General features: G+C 70.9%; 12 protein-coding genes. 4 read left to right on the top strand and 8 right to left on the bottom strand.

What is annotated here, in order from left to right; all coding sequences use genetic code 11:
• The first annotated feature begins 279 nt into the window (after window positions 1–279).
• Entirely contained in the window at window positions 280–813 is a 534-nt protein-coding gene (locus tag ABZ860_RS32700) for a hypothetical protein (RefSeq protein ID WP_357227582.1), read from the top strand.
• Here ABZ860_RS32700 and ABZ860_RS32695 read toward each other — a convergent pair.
• Both ABZ860_RS32695 and ABZ860_RS32690 read right to left on the bottom strand, forming a co-directional pair.
• Window positions 759–1,487, bottom strand: a complete 729-nt coding sequence (locus ABZ860_RS32695) for a hypothetical protein (protein ID WP_357227580.1) — start codon at window positions 1,485–1,487, stop codon at window positions 759–761. The genes ABZ860_RS32700 and ABZ860_RS32695 overlap by 55 nt on opposite strands.
• 111 nt (window positions 1,488–1,598) lie before the next feature.
• Window positions 1,599–2,147 (bottom strand): helix-turn-helix domain-containing protein, encoded by a 549-nt coding sequence (locus ABZ860_RS32690; protein WP_357227577.1) that lies wholly within the window; start codon window positions 2,145–2,147, stop codon window positions 1,599–1,601.
• Window positions 2,148–2,265: 118 nt separating this feature from the next.
• Here ABZ860_RS32690 and ABZ860_RS32685 point away from each other — a divergent pair, with 118 nt between their 5' ends.
• Window positions 2,266–3,225, top strand: a complete 960-nt coding sequence (locus ABZ860_RS32685; RefSeq protein ID WP_357227574.1) for a cupin domain-containing protein — start codon at window positions 2,266–2,268, stop codon at window positions 3,223–3,225.
• A 160-nt stretch (window positions 3,226–3,385) separates the two neighbouring features.
• Window positions 3,386–4,645, top strand: coding sequence for a serine hydrolase domain-containing protein (locus tag ABZ860_RS32680; protein WP_357227572.1), 1,260 nt, complete (start codon window positions 3,386–3,388; stop codon window positions 4,643–4,645).
• A 59-nt stretch (window positions 4,646–4,704) separates the two neighbouring features.
• On the opposite strand, the gene ABZ860_RS32675 is transcribed toward ABZ860_RS32680, so the two are convergent.
• From ABZ860_RS32675 to ABZ860_RS32660, 4 genes are all read right to left on the bottom strand, one after another.
• Complete coding sequence (locus ABZ860_RS32675; protein WP_357227569.1) at window positions 4,705–5,229, bottom strand: hypothetical protein; 525 nt, start codon at window positions 5,227–5,229, stop codon at window positions 4,705–4,707.
• 48 nt (window positions 5,230–5,277) lie between these two features.
• Window positions 5,278–11,520, bottom strand: a complete 6,243-nt coding sequence (locus tag ABZ860_RS32670) for an RHS repeat-associated core domain-containing protein (protein WP_357227566.1) — start codon at window positions 11,518–11,520, stop codon at window positions 5,278–5,280.
• A 259-nt stretch (window positions 11,521–11,779) separates the two neighbouring features.
• The gene (locus tag ABZ860_RS32665) at window positions 11,780–15,523 is read right to left on the bottom strand and encodes a LamG domain-containing protein (protein WP_357227563.1); all 3,744 of its coding nucleotides are present in this window, start codon (window positions 15,521–15,523) and stop codon (window positions 11,780–11,782) included.
• 372 nt (window positions 15,524–15,895) lie between these two features.
• Window positions 15,896–18,541, bottom strand: coding sequence for a LuxR C-terminal-related transcriptional regulator (locus tag ABZ860_RS32660; protein ID WP_357227560.1), 2,646 nt, complete (start codon window positions 18,539–18,541; stop codon window positions 15,896–15,898).
• A gap of 42 nt (window positions 18,542–18,583) precedes the next feature.
• Here ABZ860_RS32660 and ABZ860_RS32655 point away from each other — a divergent pair, with 42 nt between their 5' ends.
• Window positions 18,584–19,186, top strand: coding sequence for a dihydrofolate reductase family protein (locus ABZ860_RS32655; RefSeq protein WP_357227558.1), 603 nt, complete (start codon window positions 18,584–18,586; stop codon window positions 19,184–19,186).
• A gap of 344 nt (window positions 19,187–19,530) precedes the next feature.
• On the opposite strand, the gene ABZ860_RS32650 is transcribed toward ABZ860_RS32655, so the two are convergent.
• Window positions 19,531–20,517, bottom strand: a complete 987-nt coding sequence (locus ABZ860_RS32650; RefSeq protein WP_357227556.1) for a HAMP domain-containing sensor histidine kinase — start codon at window positions 20,515–20,517, stop codon at window positions 19,531–19,533.
• 116 nt (window positions 20,518–20,633) lie between these two features.
• The gene (locus tag ABZ860_RS32645; RefSeq protein WP_357227553.1) at window positions 20,634–21,299 is read right to left on the bottom strand and encodes a response regulator transcription factor; all 666 of its coding nucleotides are present in this window, start codon (window positions 21,297–21,299) and stop codon (window positions 20,634–20,636) included.
• Between the last annotated feature and the right edge of the window lie 94 nt (window positions 21,300–21,393).

Genomic DNA, 21,393 nt, shown 5'->3' with positions numbered 1-21,393 from the left:
GCGGGAGTCGTCCCGGTGGTGCTCGCCCACGTCACGGCGTGAGGTGGATCCATTGACGAGTGCGACGGCGCGCTGCCGTATTGCCGGAGCGCCCTTGCCGACTGCCGGCGAGAGCGTCGCCGAGCATCTTGGGCGCCGAGACCGGTGTTCGTTCCGGTATCGGCCCTGCCCTTCGGCAGGGCCGTCGACCGCTGGTTGGGGACCGCGCGCGGACGTACCCTGAGTGCGCCGGTGGCCCTTACCGGCGCTTCTGGGGCTCACGAATGAGGTGACCCGGCGATGGAACATCGATCAAGCAGCGTGCCCGACCCGAACGAGATCGCGGAGTTGCGGGCTCGGGCCGATGCCGGCGACCAGGACGCGGCAGGGCGGTTAGGGGAGTTGCTCGCCAGGAGCGGCGATCGGGAAGGCGCGCTCCGGGTGTGGGCTCGAGCCTACGGCGACTCCTCACCCACGACGAAGCGGTTGGCTGAGTTGAGGGCCGAGGACGGTGACCTGGAAGGCGCGGTGTCGGCGTGGCAGGTCTCGGACGCTGTGTGGCAGAACCGGGAAGGTCTTCGTCAGGAGTACCTGGACAGCCTGGATGCCGACGAACGGCTCGAAGACGACGACCCCGAGGATTGGGCGTTCATAGAGGAGGAGCAGTTGACCCGGATGCTGGCCGAGCGGGGTGACGAGGCGGCGATCGCGAAGCTGCGGGCCCAGGCCCATGCCGGCGACTCCGCCGCGGCGACACTGCTGGCTACATGCGAAGAACGCTATCGCCGCAGAAAGAACGCGACGACGCGATCCGAAAGCCCTCTTGGGGAGTGACCGGGGAGAGGCTTCGATGAGGGAGGGTCCGTCTCCTTCCTGGTGAGGAGTACCAGGGCGAGGGCGGTCATCGCGGCGACGGCCGCGAGCGCGATCCAAAATCCCGGGAGCGGTATCGTCCCCTCCTCCCGGGACGTGACAAGCGGTGGCATGACCGCCGAGACCGCCCCGAGGATCAGACCGCCGGCCAGGCGCCGGTTCGCCACGAGCCCGGCCAGCGCCGTCATGACCACGGCGCCGATGGCCATCCCTACGGTTATCCAGTCGGAGTAGGCCCGGCTCGGGTCGTTGAACATGAAGCAGCAGGCGGCGTAGTCGCGACCGCCGAAGCCGACGACGAGGTGTGCGACTGCGATGCCGGCTCCCGCGGCCGCCGTCCGGGTGAACCACAGCAGGCCGGCCGCGACAGCCAGGGGGAGAGGCGACAGCGGGGAGACGAACAGGACGGCGTACCAGTCGTCCCGTAGGAGGGGAGCGGCCGCGATCCCAGCGGTGTGAACACCGACACCTACGAGCAGAGCTGCGGAGACGACCCGGTCGACGGTACGGTCCGGGCGCAGCGGTGGGGGAGCGGTGGCCGTCCGGGCGGGGCGTGCGTCGCTTCCTTCCGCCCCGCACAGGGAGCAGACGACCCAGCCGGGAACGGTGTCGCCCCCGCAGTATGTGCACAGCAATGACGGGCCTCGGGGAACTCGGGCAGGACGCATCAGGAGTATCACGGCGAAGCGTTCGCTTCATCCGGTGGCTCTGGACACTCTCGGAGAAGCTGACGGCGCTGAGTCGCCTCAGCGTGGTGCGATGCCGTCCAGGGCGATGTCGATGAACCGCCGCCAGTCGCCGATCTCGCCCCGGCTGATCATCGCCAGTGCGCCGACCAGCATGTAGAGGTCGTCCACCGTGATGTCGGTGCGGACGGTGCCGTCGGCGTGTCCGCGCCTGATCAGCGTGTCCCCGATGGCCAGCAGCTCGGTTGCCAGAGGCCCGCGCGTAGCGGTGGAGCCGAACGTCGCCTCGATCGCCCCGGAAAGGCCGCGACCCTTCTGGTGGATCTGGGCCACATGGGTCAGGAAGCAGGTCAGCGCCGCCCGGGTGTCGGGGTTGGGCAGGCACTCACTCTCGGCGAAGGCGAGGATCTCGCTGAAGCGTTGCTCGGCGACCGCCTCGACCAGGGCCTGACGGGTCGGGAAGTGCCGGTAGAGGGTGCCGACGCCGACCTGCGCCGCCCTCGCCACCTCCCCCATCTGCACCTGGTCGCCGTGCTCGGCGAACAGGGCGACAGCGACATCCAGGAGGCGGGCGCGGTTGCGCTCGGCGTCGCTGCGGGGCCTGGGCATGTGCTCCCCTTTCGCGGAATCGGATTCCGGATCACACCATAGTCCGCGTTGACAGGGCTTCCGATACCTGCCTAGCTTAAGCGGAAACGGATTCCGAATCAGATTCCGAGGACCTCTCATGTTCAAGGACCGCTTTTTCCTCCTGGACGCGGGCGCCTCTCGTCCCACCCGCCTGCCCCTGCCGCCGTCGATGAAGGTGAAGGCCGGGGCCGCCGACACCGAGGGGCGGTTCTCCCTGATGGAGAACCGCGGTGACGGCCACATCCCCGCCCACGTCCACGACACCTTCGATGAGCTGGTGTATGTGCTGGACGGCGACCTGGGCATCGAGTTCGGCGGAGCCACCCACCACCTCACCGCCGGGATGTTCGCGCTGGTCCCGCGCGGCGTCACGCACGCGATGCGCAACCTCGGGCCGGACGGATCCGCCGTGCACGCCCTGCAGTTGTCCGCGCCGGGCGGCTGGGAGCGCTACGTCGAGGACCTGTGCGAGGCGGGCGAGGCCGACGGGCTGATGCTCCCCGACGGGCAGCGCGACTGGCAGAAGATCAACGAGGTGGGCAAGCCGTACGGCATGCGCTACCACCTCGGGCAGGACGACCCCGCCGAGTGGGGCGACGAGAGCCGGTTCTACCTCCTGCGGCAAGGGCAGGCGAGGCCCGGGCGCATCGCAGTGCCGCCCGCGTTCGGCGTGAAGGCGCGCGGTGAGGACACCGACGGCCTGATCTCCCTGTTGGAGGTGACCGTCGCCCAGCCCGTCCCGCGCCACACCCACCACGTCGCCGACGAGTGCATCTACGTGGTCGACGGCATCCTCGAGATCGACTTCGACGGTGTGACGCACCGGGCCGGCAAGGGGCGGTTCGTCCTGCTGCCGCACGGCGTCCCGCACGCGATCCGCCCCGGTTCCACCCCGCCCCCCAAGGTCATCCAGGTCTCCTCTCCCGGTGGCTGGGAGTGCGTGGTGGAGGCCCTCATCGAGCATCGCGCCGAGGTGAGCCAAGGCGGCCGCTTCAACCCCGCGGCGCTCAACCGCTACACCCGCCGCTACCACGTCGTCTATGAGGAGAACGAATGACCCGCGAGGCCTCGCCGAGGACGCATCCTCGTCCTGCGGGCCATCGAAGACGACCGCTGCTCACAACCGAAGGGCTCAATGTGGATGTCACACCAAAGCCCGCTCTTCGCTCTTTATTGCCGTCCATAGTGCCATCTGACCGGAGAACGGGGATCGACTCATGCTGACTCGCAGGGATTCGCTGCGCCTGCTCGCGGGCGCCGTCGGGGGCGCCGTCACGGGAGCCGCCGCACTGCCCGCCCGCTCGGCCATCGCGGCCGACACTCCTCCGCCCTGGAAGGTCACCGGCGCGAGTTTGCTGTCGACGCAGTCCTTCGACGACATGCTGAGAGGCTTCATGGAGGCGCGGAGCATCTCGTACGCCTCGCTCGCCGTGGTGCGAGAGGGCAAGCTGGTGCTCGCGCGGGGATACAACTCCACGTCGGGCCCGGTCCTGGCCCAGCCGACGTCGTTGTTCCGCCTGGCCAGCATGAGCAAGCCGGTCACGGCCACCGCGATCATGAAGCTTGTCCAGGACGGCAGGCTCAGCCTGTCGGCCGCGGTGGCGCCGATGCTGGGGCTCAGCACGGCCGCCGACGACCGCCTCGGTAAGGTCACCGTGCTTCACCTGCTGCAACACCTCGGCGGCTGGGATCGCTCCGCATCCAGGTTCGATCCGATGTACCGCGGGGATTTCACTGTCAGCAGCGCACTCCACGTGCCGCTGCCGGTGACGCAGGCGAACATCATGGACTACATGTCGACGCTCAGGCTGGACGTCGACCCCGGCTCGAGGTACGCCTACTCGAACTACGGTTACATGCTGCTCGGCAAGGTCATCGAGAAGGTCACCGGCCTGCCGTACGCGACCTACGTCCAGCAGAACGTGCTCGCTCCGGTGAAGATCACCCGAATGGTGCAGGGCCGCACGGCGCAGAGCCTGCGGCGGCCCTCGGAGGTCCCCTACTACTCGCCGTACAGCGACACGACCGTGCTGGACAACTCCGGGGCTCAGGTGCCGATGCCGTACGGGACGTTCAACCTCGAGAACATGGCCGCGCACGGCGCCTGGCTCTCCTCGGCCGTCGACATGGCGAAGTTCACCACGATCTTCGACGCTCCCGGCCTGCTCACCTCGTCGACGATCGCGCAGGCGTTCGCCCCGCCCGACGTCGAGTGGGACGGCTGGTACTACGGCATGGGCTGGTCTGTCCGCCCCATCGGCGGCGGCCTGAGCACCTGGCACGACGGGACGTATCCCGGCACCTCCACGCTCATGGTCCGGCGGTTCGACAAGACGAGCTGGGTCGTGCTCTTCAACCGGTGGAACGACGCCTTGAGCCAGAGCTTCACCGATGACATCGACTACCCGTTGCACGTGGAGGCCGACAAGATCACCTCCTGGCCGACCGGGGACCTCTTCCCGTACTACGGTCTGTGACCCTCGCCTGACGAAAGCCTCCCGCGCCTGCGCCCGGTCCCGCCGGGCGCAGGCGCGGGTCACGGACGGCAGCGGTCGGGGTCGGCGCGCAGGAAGGCGTCCCGGCCCGTCTTCACGGTCTCGTCGCCGCCCGCCCAGGCCAGCACCTGCCCGCCGCCGAGACCCGCCAGGTCCGCCGGTGTGAACGGCACCCTGCCTCGCAGGTTCCGGCCGTTCGCGAAGCCGTTGACGGTCGCGACATAGGGCACGCCCTCCCGCAGCGCGGTGAGGCTGTCGTCGGTGGACCGCCAGCCCTCGGGCGGCGCCTGGAACACCCGCACGTCCCGCACCGCCGCGCCGGCGCCGCCGTTGTGCACGCTCCAGGACACCGTGTCGCCGCCCTCGGTGTCCTCCAGGACCGAGAAGTCCCGGGCGACGTAGCCGGGGCAGTCGGCGAGCAGCAGCCTGACGCCGCCGTCCTCGGCGCGTTCGACGGCGAGGACGCCCTTGGGGGAGGGCGTGCCGTCGCACGCCGCGGCGAAGAAGGCCAGGGCGGTCAGGGCGGCGGCCGTGTACCCGGCCCCCGGCCTTCTTCTGCGCGTCATCGTCGTCCTTTCCTCCAGTCGTCCCGAGTTTCTCCTACACCCGGGTTCCTAGCTCACCGGGCCCCAGTGCAGCGGCTGCCATTCGGTGTAGCTTCCCCACCACAGGTTGGCCTCCACCTCGAAGGCGTTGGCGGCCGCGGGATCGCCCCAGTCGTGTTGCGAACGCCAGGACTGACCGGCGTAGGCCGCGATGAACTGGGTGGCGTCCGAGAAGCGTGCCCACTGCTCGGAGTGCACCGCCTCGTGCTTTTCGATGTTGGGGCCGTACTTGTCCGCCGTCTCGCGGCCGGCGACCCTCGCGATGTCGTCCCGGCGCTGCTTCTCGTCGCGCAGCTGGTTCTGGAACTCCTTCTTCGAGTGCGGATAGAAGTGGACGTCGCCGACCGTCATCGGCTGGTCGCCGCCCGGAGAGCCGCCGTAGCAGACGTACTGCAGGGCCCGCTTCTCACACCCCTCGCTGGCGAAGACCTCGTACGTCAGCGCCAGCGCGTTCGCTCCGTTGAAATTGTTGTTCCAGTGGAACGGGTGGATGAGCAGCGCCTTGAAGAGGTTGACGCCGTTGTCGCGGTGGACCGGCTTGCAGTAGCAGCCGCCCGCCGGAGGCTTGGGCGACGGGCCGGGGGACGGCCGCGGCGTCGGGTAGCTCTTCTTGGGCTTCTTGTGATGCTTGTACGGGTCGACCTTGCCGGTCTTGGGGTCGTACCCGACCTTCCCCTGCTCCTCCTTCGAGCAGTACTTCAGGTCGTACTGGCAGGAGTTGGGCCGCGACCCGATCTCCTCACCCGTCGGGTCGCTGAACGTGGCGGGGTTGTTGTTGCCGTACGAGTACCCGTTGAGCGACTGGGCCTGGTCGGTGGACAGCACCGGGTCCACGCTCAGGAACCTGCCCGCGACCGGGTCGTACATGCGGGCTCCCACGTAGGTGAGCCCGGTGGCGGCGTCCGCGGGCTTGCCGAGGAACCCCTTGTCGTCGGGCCACGCGCCGCCGACCGTGTCCCCGCGCGGCGCGCCGAACGGGGTCGTGAAGCGCTTGCTGATCGCCTGACCGGCCGCGTCGACCGACAGGGAGGAGGTGCCGTGCTGGTCTCCGGCGAGGAAGGAGACCGCGTTCTTCCCGGCCTGCGTGGTGCGCACCGCGATCACCTGCGTGCCGGCGGCGTAGAAGCGGCTGGTCCAGTTGGTGACGGTGCTGCCGGTCTTCTTCGAGTGGATCTCGGTGGCGCCGAGGTAGAGCACGCTCTCCCCGTCGCCCACCGCGCGGCGGATCAGCAGCGCACCGTCGGCGTCGTACAGGTAGGCCGTCTTCTGCGTGCCCTGGGTCAGGGTCGCGATGCGGCCCTGCGCGTCCCAGGTCAGCACCTGGCCGTTGCGCCCGGTCGTGTTGCCGGACTTGTCGTAGGAGTAGGTGGCGGACGCGCCCGTGCAGGAGCCCGTGACGACCGCGGTCAGGGCGTGCCGCTTGGCGGTGTCGCCGTAGCAGTACGCCGAGGTGGTGGCGGTGGAGCCGGTGTACTTCGTCTCCGTCGCCCGCAGGCCCGAGGTGTTGTAGGTGTAGGCGGTCCGGTACGGCGCCGCGCCGCCCAGGGTCTTGCCGGTGCAGTCGTCGGTGGCCGGCGTCCACGCCTCCGTCAGCCGCCGCTGACCGTCGTAGGCGAAGCACTGGATGTCGCTCTGCCCGGCGCCGTCCTGGGTGGGGGTGTCGGCGATCTCGGTGACGTTCCCCGCGTCGTCGTAGTGGTAGGCCAGGTCCTGCGGCTTGACCGGGGTGGACTGGGTGGTCACGAAGGACCGCTTCAGCCGGTCGGTCCCCTCCTCGTAGGTGTTGTTGAGGAAGGTCTTCTTGGCCTCCGTGGCCCCCGACAGGCCGAGGGTGAACTGCAGGGGCTGGCCGAGCGCGTTGTAGTCGGCCTTCTGGAGATAGTCGGTGGTGCCGGTCAGCCCGATCACCTGCCCGGTCGGGGTGTAGGTCAGGCTGATCTTCTCCTCGGCCAGGGCGCCGGCCGCGGGCTCGGTGGAGCTCTTCAGCGTGCCGTCGAGGTTGTAGTCGCTGCCGAAGGTGTAGCTAGTCTTCGCCGCCCCGGACAGGACCATCGGGTCGTTCGGGTCGATGTCGATCTCCGTGCTGGTCGCGCGGTACTGGCCGTCGTAGGCGAGGACCTTCTTCGTGTAGGCCTTGCCGGAGACGCCGCCGTCGTAGCTCGTGGACGAGGCGAGCTGACCCTTGACCACGGTGTCGTAGGTCCAGGCGGCCAGCTTGTTCGCGTCGGTCCGCGACCCCGACCACAGCCCGGTCTTGCGGCCGAGCTCGTCGTAGCCGTACAGCAGGACGGTGCCGTTCGCGCCGGTGACCGTGTCGGTCTGGTCGAGCGCGGTGAAGCGGACGGTGCTGGCGCCCTTGTCGGGGTCGCTGATGCCGGTCTGCCGGGCGAACAGGTCGTAGGTGTAGGACCACTTCGCGCCGTCGGGCGCGGTGACGGTCAGTTCCTTGTCGTCGCCGCGGTAGGTGAAGGACGTGGAGGTGTAGCCGCTGGAGGTCAGCGATCCGTACTGGGTGTCTGCGGGGGAGGGTGAGTTGTACTCGCGCCGTTCGACCGTGCGGTCGAGCGCGTCGGTGATGGTCCGGGTCGCCGTGCCGCCGGTAAGCGCGCTGACGGCGGTGGAGTCACCGGTGTAGGTCGTGGTGGTCGTCCACTTCTCCACGCCGTAGGACAGGAACGTGCTGCGGATCTGCCGGTCGGCGCCGTCGAAGACGAGGTTCGTCTGCTTGGGCGACTCGCCGTACTCCTCCCGCGTGTAGGTGGCGTTCGGCGTCTGCGTGGAGTCGAAGATGTCGGCGTAGGTCTCGTAGGCGAGGCCGCGCGAGTCGTATCGGGTGTCGGTCAGGAGCCGCCCGCCGTTCGGGGTCGGCTTCTGCGTCTGCATCGGCCGCAGCAGCGAGTCGAAGATCTCGTACGACCAGCTGGCCGTGGTGGACGACTTGACGGTCGAGGTGCCGATCGCGGGCGCCTTGCCCCGCTCGTACACGTAGGAGTAGGCGTAGGTGGGGGTCTGCCCGCCGTCCTTGCTGCGGTCGGGCAGCCACACGCCGGTCAGCCTGCCGAGGGCGTCGTAGGTCTGCTCGGTCTTGCCGTTGTTGGGGTCGTAGGTGCGCACCGGAAGGCCGCGCGTCCCGTCGAGGAACGTCGTCGTCTTCTGCTGCTTGGCGTTGGTCTCCACCTTCTTGGTGAGCACCCCGGCGCCGGTCGGCGTGTAGGCCGTGGTGGCAGGGTTGCCGCCCGCGTCGGTCACGGTCAGCGGCCTGCCCAGCGTGTCGTAGGTGGTCGACTCGGTGCGCTGCCAGCCGGTCGGCGGGCGCTCGTCGCCCGTGACGGCCGACGGATAGCCGGTGGCCCGTCCCGTCCAGGTGGCGTCGCCCTTCACCGGCTTCTGGCCCGCCGACCAGCCGGTCGCGGCGGTGTTGTCGTACACGGTGGCCGTGTCGGACAGCACGTCGCCCGAAGCGTCGGAACCGGTGGGCAGCGACAGGTCGGCCTCCTTGACCGAGCAGGCGCGGCCGACCACGCGGGTGCGGGAGACCAGAGAGTTCAGGCCCTTGGCGTCGTCGCGGGCATACCAGGTGCGGGTGCAGGTCTCGTCGCCGCTCTTGGCGGTGTCGCCCGTGCTGTCCTGCGTGACCGCCATGCCGTACGAGTCGTACGTCGTGGAGGTGGTGACGGTGCGCCAGGTCTTGGGGACGGTCAGGTAGGTGTGCTCCGAGGTCTTCCCCATGCGCACGTAGTAGGCCTCGGTGTCGGCGTACGACTTGTGCTGGGTGGCGGTCTTCGCCGACCAGGGGTCGTTGACCGTCACGCCGACCGGGGCGGCCCCGTCGTAGGTGACCTCCTCGCGGGTGAGGCCGGCGTACTGCTCGGAGTCGGTGAGGTCGGGCACGTCGAGACCGGCGACGTCGAGGCCCGGCACGGTGGCCGTGCGCCGCCTGTCGGGATCGACCGTCCTCGGGTCGGCCGACTTGAGCAGCCGGTCGCCGTTCATGCCCTGCAGGTAGACCGTGGTCGACGTGGTGCGGGTGCCGTCGGCGTCGCCGACGTACGTCGTGACCTTCTGGTAGCCGCGCCACAGCGACCAGGTGCGCTCGTCGGCCGGGGTGAACGGGCTGTCGTTGTAGCGCCAGCCGGGCGTGGCGTACTCGTAGGCGTACTCGACGAGCGGGTTGTGCCCGGCCGGGTCGGCGAGGTTCACCGCGAGCACGCGGTATTTGTTGAACCAGTCGATGGAGGCGTCGGTGGCGCCGTTGATGTGCCAGAACTGCGGATAGCAGGACAGCGCGTTGTCGTCCTCGGCCTTCGGCATCTTCGAGCCGCGCACGCATTCGGGCTCGTTGTAGCTGACCGTGGTGATCGCGCCGGTCTCCGAGGTGACCGTCTCGATGCGCGGCCGGGTCAGCGGCAGGATGTTGCCGCCTCCCGGCTGGGTGCCGCCGGCCACCCGGTTGGGCCGCATGGCGTAGGTGAACGAGACCGGGTCGAGCGTCAGCGGCGTGTCACCGGCCGAGCCCGTCCGCACGATCGACATCAGCGACAGCGTCTGGTCGGCGGAGCTGCCGATGTCGCCGCCGTCCAGGTACTTCTGCGTGAACGCCCACGAGTCGACCGGCTTGTACGCCGTGCCGGACAGGACGTTCGTCTCGATCTTCACCAGGCGCTTGCGGCTGAAGAAGGCCGGGCTCTCGGCGTGGCAGTCGTCCTTGCTCTCGTCCTTCTTGCAGATGGCGTCGAAGGGGACGTCGGGCCAGTTCTCCGCGGTGTCCTTGGTGAGGCTGCCGCAGTCGGAGGCCGTGCAGCGCTCGGCGTAGGAGAAGGCCACCTTGTAGGGCGCGTCCACGGTGAACAGCGTGTCGGACCGCTGCCCGTAGAGGATCTTGTCGAGGTAGCCGCCGCGGACGTAGGAGGTGGTCGCGGTGTCGGACTTGTTCTTCCGGTAGTAGTTGGTCTCCGCCGTGTACCAGTACGTCATGGCGTTGCCGTGGGTGTCCTCGGCGTAGTCGAGGTTCCACCGCCACGCCTGGGTGACGGAGCGGCCGGCGAAGGAGTCGCCCTTGTCGTAGCCGGGCTCGCCGGAGTCGTCGCCGTACACCGGGACCGTGAACACCGAGTCGGTCCGCTGGGTGCCCGCGCCGCTCAGCTTGTTCAGGCCGAAGACGTACTTGGTGCCGTCGCCGGTGATGACGGTCCAGTACTCGCCGTCGTCGTCGCCGTTGTCGGCGCCGGTGGAGTGGACGACGGTGGAGGCGTCGTCGTTCTTCAGCCGCCACTTGCCGCTGGTGTCGTCCTTGACCAGCTCGGTCGCCTTGCCGTTGAGGACGAGCGAGGCGTTGTCGTACTTCCAGCACAGGTCGTACTGCTTGTCGTGGCCGTCCTCGCGACAGGTGCCGAACTGGCGGTCGATGTAGGAGGTGGCGGCGGTGTCGAAGCCCTCGCCGATCGAGGTGCCCTGGTTGTTGGTGGTGGAGGTGCGCCCGTCCACGCTGCCCGAGTCGTACGACAGGTCGAGCGCGGGCGCCGGTCCCGCCGCCGGCTCCACCGGGGCGATCGGGTAGGACCAGGTGAAGGAGCCGGAGTTGCCGCCCGCCTCCCAGGTGGACGACGCGGAGAGCGGGGTGGCCGCGTAGTTGCCGCTGCCGTCGGCCGCCTCGCCTCCCTCACCGGGAGTGTCGGCGGTCACGGCCAGCACGGCCGGGGCCGCGTCGAACGCGACCGGCGCCGAGAGGGTCTGCTCCGCGGTCTCGTTGTCGGTGTCCAGCGGGGTCCGCGTGCGGCACTCCTCCCGCTCGGGGGTGGTCGCGGCGCAGGCGGGCAGCCGGACCAGACGCAGGCGGCCGCTCCACCCGCCGCCGTACGCGGAGGCGAAGGCGGCGTAGCCGACGCTCAGCGTCGCGGTACCCGGGGCCTGCGCCGACGCGGTCAGCAGCACGCCGTCCACCCCGGCCGCCTCGGCGGCGGCGCGGTCGAGCACCCGCACGCGGGCCGTCTGCGAACCGGCGGCCTGCGCGTCCGGGGAGGCGGTGGCGCCGGGGGTGGCGGCGGGGGTGCCGGTCTGGGCCGCGGGTTCCAGGCTCACCGGGAGCCCGCCCACGCTGACGCTCCGCTCGCCGCCGATCGGCACGTCGGCCTCGCCGGCGCTCGGCCACCGGGCGGCCTCGCGCTCCTTGGCGGCCCGGTCGGCGGCGGCGTCGTTGCGCGCCCTGGACGCGGCGACCCGCTCCCTGGCCTCCTTCGCCCCGCTCGCGTTCATGGCCCTGACCTTGCTGGACCGTTGCTTCTGCACGGGAGGGGCGCCGGGCGGGCCCTGTTCCGCGGAGACAACGGCGGCCGAGGCCGCCGTCACCCCGACGGGTAACGAGATCACCACCGCCAACGCGGCAACCAGGGCAGCACGTATTCCGGGCCGACGCATGACCCAACCTCCTCAAGAGGAAAAGAGAGAACCCGCGGACCAACCGGGGGAAGATGCGGGAGGTGCGGGGACCGGCTCGCCGGTCCCCGCGGCTCCGTCAGTCGCCGATGACGGCGTCCATCTGGTCGGAATCGGCCATGGCGCCCGCCCACAGCCGCAGATCGGTGATCCTCGCGGGGAGGAAGTGACCCCAGGAGGTCGTGCTGAAGCCCTTGCCGGCCGCGAAGTCGCCCGACCCGGCCACGGCGGTGTAGGCCATGTCGAGGTCGTTCTGCTCGTGGCCGACGTAGAGCCGCACCACGCGCCCGTTCGCCGCCAGGGCGTCGTACACGCCGGTCAGGCGGACCGGGCTGTCCAGGCTGGCCGAGGCGTCGGAGCTCACCCAGGTCTTCGTGCCGTCCTTGTTGACCCGGCCGAAGCGCCAGAAGCCGACCGGGACGCTGACCTCGTTGCCGTCATCGTCGAGCTGCGTCTCCTTGCCGGTCAGCTCGAACCACAGGCCCCACGACGACCCGTCGGCCGTACGCTGCCCGGCCACCTGGCCGACGGTCCCGATCGGCTTCGCCAGGATCTTGTCCCGGTCGAGCTCGACCTTCACCGTCACCGTGAACGAGCCCGTCTCGTCCACGACCGGGCCCGCGGTGGTGGCGGCGTCGTCCACGCCGTCGAGTACCAGGCCCTCGCCGTCCAGCGACGCCCCGCCGGCCAGCGCCAGCGCCCGGCCGTAGCCCGACAGCGAGTCGGGCACCTGCGTCCCGGCGGCGCCCGCCGGGTCCCAGTCGGCCACCAGCTCCACGTCGTTGCGCCCGGACGCGGGGGACTCCGACCGCGCCTCCGTCGCGACCTCCTCCGGCGTCAGGACCCGCTGCCAGGCGGCGACCTCGTCGATCGAGCCGGGGAAGTAGAACTGGAAGACGTTGGCCCACTTGTAGCGGCCGATCTCGAACGGCCCGGTGGCCGACCACACGCCGGACACGGTGGCGGTGCCCTGGAACACGCCGTTGACGTAGAAGCTCAGCTTCTGCGTCGCCGGGTCGTAGCTGCCGGCCAGGTGGGTCCAGACGTTCGCCCTGGAGGTGGCGTTCTTCGAGCAGACCCCGTAGTAGGCCTTGCCCGTCGCCTCGTCCTTGTCCTTCACGCCGAAGCAGAAGGACCCGTAGTCCTTCTCGTGCCAGAGCAGGAAGGGGCTGTAGCCGCCCGAGCCGTCCTGCGACAGCACGATGCCGTCGTCGCTCACCTTGTCCAGCCGCACCCAGGCGGCGACCGTGTAGGCCGACCGGGTCTCCAGCACGGGCCCGGACGTCGCGGCGTACGCCGAGGTGCCGTTCAGGCCCAGCCCCTTGTCGACCTTCGGGGCGTCCAGTGCGGTGCCGGCGTCGTCGTACCAGACCTCGCCGCGGCGTCCCCGGGTGTCCCGTACGGCGCCGCCGGAGAGCGTGGCGTCGTGGTGCCCGCTGCCCCGGTCGACGGCGACACCGGAGTCCTCGTCGAAGTGCCACCTGCCGACCGGGCCCGCGCCCGCGGCGACCAGGAAGTCGACGACCGTGGTCGCGCCGTATCTGCCGACGTTGTCCTTGGCCCGGACGTACAGGCTGTACGTCCCGGCGGCCGGAGGAGTGATCACGGCCTTCGCCGTGGCGCCCGCGACGTCGGGCGACCACGTCGAGCTCGTGGACGCGCGGTACTGGTAGGCGACGTTGTTGGCGTCGCCGGACGCCGGGCCGAAGGTGACGGTGGTGCTCTGCCCCGGACCGCCGGACGGCGCGCAGCTCGTGGCGGTGCAGGCGGTGTACGGCGCGCCGAGCGTGACCACCGGCGCCTTCGGCGCGGTCGGGTCGACCTTGAAGTAGCACCAGCCGGCGCTCAGGTAGCTGCTGGTCCCGGCCAGCCACTTGGTGTAGTTGCTGTAGTAGGAGCGCGTCCACGAGTCGTAGCGGTAGAGCACGCCCTCCGACAGCGTCGGCGCGTCGGCGGTCACCTTGACGTTGTCGCCCACGTGCCCGGTCGTCGGCCGCTCGATGGTGGAGAAGGCCTGCGTCCAGGTGCCGTCGGCGTTCTTTTTCTGGACGTAGAACGCCCCCCGCAGCATCGCGCCGGACTCGCCGCCCGCGAGGGTCTGCGGGGTGGTCGCCATGGTGGGCGTGGGGTCGGAGAGGACGGCGGGCGCCGACTCCTTGGTCTCGCAGACGGTGCCCGAGCCGGTGACGAGGCCGACCCCGGTCGGCACCCCCGGCATTCCGACGTAGTCGACGACGAGCACTGCGTCGTTCCTGAACCGCTTCCAGGCGGAGGTGTCGCCCTCGTCGTGCGCCCGCAGCTCCAGCGTGAGCTTGGAGAACTTGCCGGCCGCGAAGTCCTTCACGGTCGGGGTCAGGTTCTCGTTGGTCTCCTCGGGATTGTCCTTGAACTCGATCGGCGCGGCCGGCTCGTCGGGATCGCACGCCGAGCCGCGGCCCGCCGACACGTTGCGGTCCACCATCCAGTCGAGCTCCTTGGGACGGCCCGACCAGGTGGTGGACGACGTGAAGTTGTTCGTGCGGACGAGGTCGACCCACCGGGGGTCGCACTGGAACGCCCAGGGCTCGGTGACGCGGAACGCGGCGCTCAGCACCTGCTTGCCCTTGAGGCTCGCGGGGGAGAACTGGAAGTACAGCCGCTGGGTGTATCCGGGCCCGCAGTAGTAGCCGTTCCAGGTGCCGCAGTGGCCGACGCCCTCGCCCTGGTTGTTGCTGCCGTTGCCCCAGTTGTACGACTTGTAGCCGTCCGAGCGCAGCAACGTCCTGTCGGTCTCCCCCCACGTGACGGTGGGGTCGATGTAGACGGGGTAGGCCGACTCGTCCTTCTGCCGCAGCAGGCCGGGGTCGGGGACGAGCGTGAGGGCGTCCTTGCCGACCTCGATCGGCAACTCGGCGTGCCCCGCCCCGGGGGCGGGACCGTCGGCGGCCTGTCCCTCGTCCGAAGGAGTTCCGGAGGGCTGGGACGTCGCCGCTGACGTCGGCTCCGGCGCCGTCGCCGGGGCCGGTGAGCCGTCCGCGGCGAGGGCGCCCTGGGGAGCGCCGCCGCCCTTGGCGGACGGCGTGGAGGCGGACAGGGCGGAGGCGGACGGCGCGGGGGAGGACGACGCGGCGGGGGCGTCGGCCGTCCCGACCTGCCCGGCGGCGGGGTTTCCAGTGGAGTCCCACATGGCGGCGGGAGGCGAGGTGAAGACCTCGGTGGCGTTGCCGTCGGTCGCGGTCATGCCGCCGTCGGCGGTCTCCTCCACCGTGAGCCCGGACGACTTCACGGCGTACCGGATCCGCGCGAGCGCGGGGTTGTCCGCGGCCTGCGGTGTCTTGACGATCAGGACCTGACGGAACCCCTCGGTCGTCGCGGTCATCCTGAGGTCCACGTCCGGCAGCACGTTCTGGTAGGTGGCGTTCGGGCCGTCCAGCACCGGCGCGGGCAGGGTGCCCGGCCAGCCGAGCGCGAGGGTCCGGCCGTCCCGGTTCATCGTGACGAGGTTCCCGCCGTCACCGCCGCCGGAGAAGGAGATGCCCACGGCGGCGGCGACCGGTCCCACGCTTCCGTCGGCGCGCCGCCGCAGCGTCGCGTCGGGTGACACCCACGCCCCGTCCTGTCCCTTGACCCGGATGGGGGTGGTGGACTGCTCCAACCGGAACGACTCGCCGTCCGGATTGGCGTATGTGGTGGTGAACTCGGTCCGGGCCTCGGTCACCTCGACCGGTTCCCGGATCTCGGCCGCGCGCTTCAGCGCCTGCTGCCAGCCGCTGAGCCGGCCCGCGTCGGACTCCGTCCGACTTTCCTGTGCCGCCATCGCGGCCGGGGGTGCCCCGGTTCCCACCAGAACACCCGCCACGACCACGGCAGTGAGCGCACGCCAACTCCGCAGTCCGGGAAACCTAAACATGGGGTTATCTCCCGTACGAAATCCGCAAGATCGCACACATTAAACGTTTACCGTCACCCCCTGTCAATAAATTCTTTTCGCCCATCAAGGATGGGCGTCATGTTATCCACATAAAGAGCAAATAAAGTGATATTAGGGCTGTAAGTCAGACAAATTGACACTGCGGTGCACAGGGCGTACGTCGCCGTGCCAGACCTCCGCCGTCGATGTCGTGCCAGGGAGACCGGTCACTCACGGCCGGTGACGGGGTGCGCCGGCCCAGCCGGGACCGCGTGTCCGATTCCCGGGCCGGGGCCGGCCGGTGTCTCAGCGGTCGTGTTCGCGGTGCAGCGCCGCCAGCTCCGTGCGGTTGGCCACGCCGAGCTTCGCGTACACGTGTGCCAGGTGGGTCTTGACCGTGCTGCGGCTCATGAACAGCCGGCCGGCGATCTCGGGGTTGGACAGGCCCGCCGCGGCCAGCCGTACGACCTCCTGCTCCGCGGGGGTGAGGCTGGCCCAGCCGGTGGCGGGACGGCGGCGTCCGCCGTGCGCGCGGAGGGTGAAGGCGACGGCCTCCTCCAGCTCCATCCGGCGGCCCTCCGGAGCGGCCGGGACGCTCGGCCGGTGCGGCCGGGGGTAGCCGAGCTCCTCCCTGGCCCGATCGCACGCGCCCATGATCCGGGCGCCGGTGGTGGCGTCGGCCAGCGCCGCCAGGGCCTCGAGACTGTCCACGCAGGCCAGGCGGAGGCCGTTGGCGGCGCGCAGGCGCAGGGCCTCCAGATGCAGGGCGACGGCGCGCGCCTCGTCGAGGAACGCCTGCTGTTCCAGCGCTTCGGCGATCAGGCGCGGCATCCCCAGGGCCCGGGCGGCATCGAGGCCGGCCGCGCAGGCCCGCGCCGCGCCCTCCGGGTCACCGGCCTGTCGCAGCGCCGCCGCCAGAGCGATGCGGGTCTCCGGGGTCAGCAGCTCGTCCTGCTGCTCGCCGCCGCGCCAGGCGGTCTCACTCCTGAACCATTCGGCCGCCCGCACCGGCTCGCGCCTGCTCAGGCAGAGCTGCCCGATCGTCAACGCGAGCCTCGGCACGAAGGGAGCCGAGGGCGCCTGGTCCACTAGCCGGATGACCGGGTCGAGGGCGAGCTCGGCGGCCTTGTCGTCGCCCTGCAGGAGGCACACGCGGGCGAGGACGGCGCGCGCCGTACCGGCACGGTGGTAGTCGGCGAGGGGGGTGGCGACCTCGACCGCCTGCTCCGCCCACGTTCTGGCCCGGGGCAGCTCGCCCAGACAGGCGCTGCCGAGGGCCATCAGGCCGAGCGCCAGCGCCGCCACACCGCGGTCGCCTCGCCGCAGCAGTCCGCGGACCGGCGTCTCCAACTCCGCCAGCGCCTGGCGGTGCTCCTCCCTCATGTGGTGCACCAGGCCGATGAGGACCTGCGCGGCGTCGGCCACGAAGGCGTCGCCGGCCGCGACGGCCTCCTCGCGGACGGTGGCGGCCCTGACGCGCGCCTCGTCCGGAGAGGTGAGCAGCATGCCGATGGCGCTGAGCGACCCCGCCAGGCAGGCGGTGCGCGGATCGCCGTGGTCGAGCGCCATGGCACGGGCGGTGTCGGCCGCGTCGAACTCCAGCCCGGCCGGGTGTGTGGTGTCGGCGACGAGCGCGAGGCCGGTGAGGACCCGGGCCTGCAGCGCGCTGTGCTCACTGGCGCCCCGCTCGGCCGCGAGCCGGAGCAGCCCCAGGCCCTCGCCGAGCCGGCCTTCCAGGTGCCACAGCCAGGCAAGCTCGGCCGCCAGGCGTCGAGCCTCATCCGGACGGTCGCCGCCGAGACCCCATTCGAGCGCCGTGCGCAGGTTGGGATACTCCTCGCGCATCCTGGCCCGCCAGGCGTCCTTGTCGCTGTCGAGCAGCGGGGCGGCCTCCCGGACCAGGGCCAGGCAGACGGCCAGGTGCCGGTCGCGCGCGGCGGCCAGCTCGCCCGCCTCGGCGAGCCGCTCCCACGCGTACTGCTTGACCGAGGACAGCATCCGGTAGCGGGTGACGCCCTTGCGGGTCTCGGCCAGCAGCAGGGACTTGTCGATCAGGCGGCGCAGGCCCGTCAGCAGCTCCACACGGCCATGGCCGTCCAGCGCGCCCTCGGCGGCGGCGAGGGTGAAGCCCGGCTCGAACACGCCCAGCCGGCGGAACAGCACCTGGTCGCGCTCCTGAAGCAGGTCGTGGCTCCAGGCCATGGACGCCGCCAGCGTGCGGTGCCGCGGCGCAGTCCCCTGGTGACCGGTGACCAGGATCGAGAACCGGTCGTCCAGCTCGGCGTCGATCTCCTCGGGCGTCAGCGTGCCGGTCCAGGCGGCGGCCAGCTCCAGCGCGAGAGGAATGCCGTCCAGCCGGGCGCAGATGCGGCGCACCACGGCCAGGGCCTCCTCGGTACGCGGCACGTCGCGGCCCCGGTCGAGGAAGAGGGCGACTCCGGCGTGCGCGTCCAGGGGCGGGACCCGCCAGACCAGCTCGCCGGGCAGGCCGAGCGGCTCCCGGCTGGTCGCCAGGACGGTGACGTGCGGGCAGTGACGCAGCAGGCCCGCCACCACGGCGGCCACGCCGCCCAGCAGGTGCTCGCAGTTGTCCAGCACCAGGAGCAGCTCGCGCTCGCGCAGCTGCCTGGACAGGGCGGCGGTCCCGTCCGAGTCGCCGGCCAGGAGCAGCCGCAGGACCGTCGCGACGAGGCGCGGCACCGCCGCCGGGTCGGTCTCCTGCGCGAGATCCACCCACCACACGCCGTCGCGCGGCGGACGCACCGGCCGCCTGGCGAGCCGGGCCGCCAGCCGGGTCTTGCCACAGCCCCCCGCACCGGTCAGGGTGACCAGCCGGGCCTCGCCCAGGGCGGCCCCGATCATGTGCAACTCGGCCCGGCGGCCGACGAACGAGGTCAGCTCCGGCGGCGGGGCACCGTCGTCGGCCAGGTCCGGATCTGGCATATCGGCCATCTGGCCGATGTTAGCCACTCTCGCCCCGAGAACACTTGCCTCATGACAACGAACCGCACCGTAATCGGCAACATCACCCTCTCCCTCGACGGCCGGATCCACGGCCCCGGCGGCGAGTACGACATGGGCTGGATCGTCCCCCACGCCGTCAGCGACGTGGCCCGCGACCACATGGTCGAGGTGACCGCAGGGGCCACCACCGCGCTGCTGGGCCGCAAGAACTACCAGGGCTTCGGCGGCTTCTGGCCCGCCGTGGCCGACGACGAGTCGGCCGACCCGCGCGACCGGGCCTTCGCCCGGTGGCTGAACACCGTCGAGAAAATCGTCTTCTCCACCACGCTGACCGAGGCCCCGTGGCAGAACTCGCGCGTCGTCGCCGCCGGCCCCGCCGAGGTCGTCAAGGAGCTGCGACAGCAGGACGGCGGCGACATCGTCGTGCTGGCCAGCACCAGCGTCATCCAGGCCCTGCTGCGGGCCGGAGAGCTCGACCGGCTGAGCATCACGCTCGCTCCCGAGCTGGTCGGCGACGGCCCCCGCCTGTTCGCCGACGGCCTTCCCGCCACCGGCTGGCGACCTGTCTCCGTCGCCCAGGCCGCGAGCGGGGCGCTGTGCCTGCTGTACGACAAGGTCCGTGACAGCGACTGAGCCCGCCGGGCGTCCATGAAGGAGGCGGCGCACACGGTGCCGCCCGGGCGGACGGGGGCAGACGACCGGGCGGGCGGCGCCGTCGTCGGCCCTCTCACCCTCGCCTACCGGGCATTCGACGTGAGACAGGCCCTGGGTCAGCAACTCGCCGTGAACCGCGCCGAGCCCGGCAGCGGCAGAGCGGACGCCCTGCACCTGCTCGGCTCCATCCGCGCCACAGGCCCGGCCCGCTTCCCGTGGCGCCGGCCGGGCCTGCCGGTCAGCAGGTGGCCTCCGGGAACCGCGGGCCGACAGCAGCGTGTCGTCCCCGGCGGTGAGGGGCAGGAGGCGCCGGCCCGGGGGAATCAGCCGAACAGTATTGTCACGTCCAGGCCGCCCCCGGGGCGGGGGTGGGCCGTCAGCTGCGCGCCGTGTGCTTCGGCGACGGCCTGCACGATGACCAGGCCCAGTCCGTGGCCGTCGGCGGTGTGGGTTCGCTGGGTACCGAGTCGCTGGAAGGGTTGGAAAAGCCGTCGTAGGTCTTGCGATCGGATCGTTGGGCCGGTGTTGCCGACCGATAGGCGGGCGCGACCATTCGTGAGTTCGGTGACGATGCTGACGTGTCCGTCGGGAACGTTGTGGTGGAGTGCGTTGTCGACCAGGTTGCCGATCATGCTGGCGATCAGGTCGGGGTCACCGCTGATCGGTGCTGGGTCCAGCGATGCCTGGACCGTGATGGTTCGCCGGACGGCCTCCGCACGGCGCGACAGCATCAGCCCCTTGGTGACGTCAGCCAGGTCGACCACTTCCCAGTGCTCGATGCCCTTCTGTCCTTCCGCCAGCGTGAGCAGGGCGTCGATCAACCGTTCCTGCCGTTCGCCGAGACCGAGTGCTTCCTCGCACGCGGCTCGCAGGCTGGCCTCGCTCGCGTCGGGGTCGGCGAGCGCGACCTGGAGTACGGTGCGCTGACCGGCCAGCGGGGTGCGCAGCTCATGCGAGGCGTTGGCCACGAAGTGGCGCTGCGCTGCGAACGAGGAGTCCAGCCGCTCGAACAGGTCGTCGAGGGTGCGCCCCAGCTTGGTCAGCTCGTCGTCCGGGCCGCGCAGGCCGAGCCGCCGGTTGAGGTTGGTGGCTGAAATCTCCTGGGCGGTCACGGTCATGGCACGCAGCGGGCGGAGGAAGCGCCCGGCCAGCCACCACGCGATCAGCACGGTGAGGACCACGACGATGATCGCGGTGATCGCGAGCGCGGCGTCGACCTGCTGGGTGGCCGTGTCGGGCGGAGGAGCGGCGTCCCCGGCCCGGACGCGGATCTCGTCTCTCCCGAAGAGGAAGCCGGCGAGCAGCAGCACCGGGACGACGACGGCCAGAACCAGTCCCGCGTACAGCGTCGTGAGCTGCGCGCGCAGGGACGGCCGGCGCAGGTGGTGCCGGGCACGGCCGGTCACCGTTGGGTCCGATGCGGGATTCATCGCGGGACTCCGATCCGGTAGCCGCCCTCACGGACGGTTTCGATCACCGGCGGTTCGCCGAGTTTGGCCCGTAACCGGCGCACCGTCGTCTTCACGGCCGTGGTGAACGGGTTGGCGGCCTCGTCCCAGACCCGTTCCAGCAACTCCTCCGAGGACACAACCCGGTCACCGGCAGCGAGCAGGCATTCCAGCAGGGCGAACTCCTTCGGGGTGAGCTCCAAGCGCCGTCCGCCGCGAAAGGCCACCCGCCGGCTCGGGTCCAGGGTCAGACCTTCTGCCTGAAGGATCGGAGGCGCGGCGGGTGCCGAGCGGCGCCCCAGCGCGCGCACGCGGGCCACCAGTTCGGTGAAGTCGAACGGTTTGGGCAGGTAGTCGTCGGCGCCCAAACCCAGGCCCTCGACCCTGTCTCGCACGGTGCCTGCGGCGGTGAGCATCAGCACCCGCGACCCGGCGCCACCGGCGGCGATGTCGCGGCACACGTCGTCGCCGGATGTGCCGGGCAGGTCGCGGTCCAGCACCACCACGTCGTATCGGGTGCCGGCCAGGTGGGCCAGAGCATCGTCGCCGTCGAGAACGACGTCCACCGCCATGCCCTCGCGGCGCAGTCCGGTCCCGATCGCCCTCGCCAGAACCTCGAAGTCTTCGACGACCAGAACTCGCACGACCGTCCTCCTTCTCGTTGGTGGCGCCGCGTTCGGTAGGCGCGACCGCACTGCTCACGATGTCAGGAATCCGGTGTCGGCCGGGTGTCAGCCG

Origin of the sequence: Microbispora sp. NPDC046973, assembly GCF_040644495.1 — a bacterium.
In the GTDB taxonomy this organism is placed as follows: Bacteria; Actinomycetota; Actinomycetes; order Streptosporangiales; family Streptosporangiaceae; genus Microbispora.
Note: the sequence above shows the minus strand (reverse complement) of the source record. Positions and strands in the feature narration are given on the sequence as shown.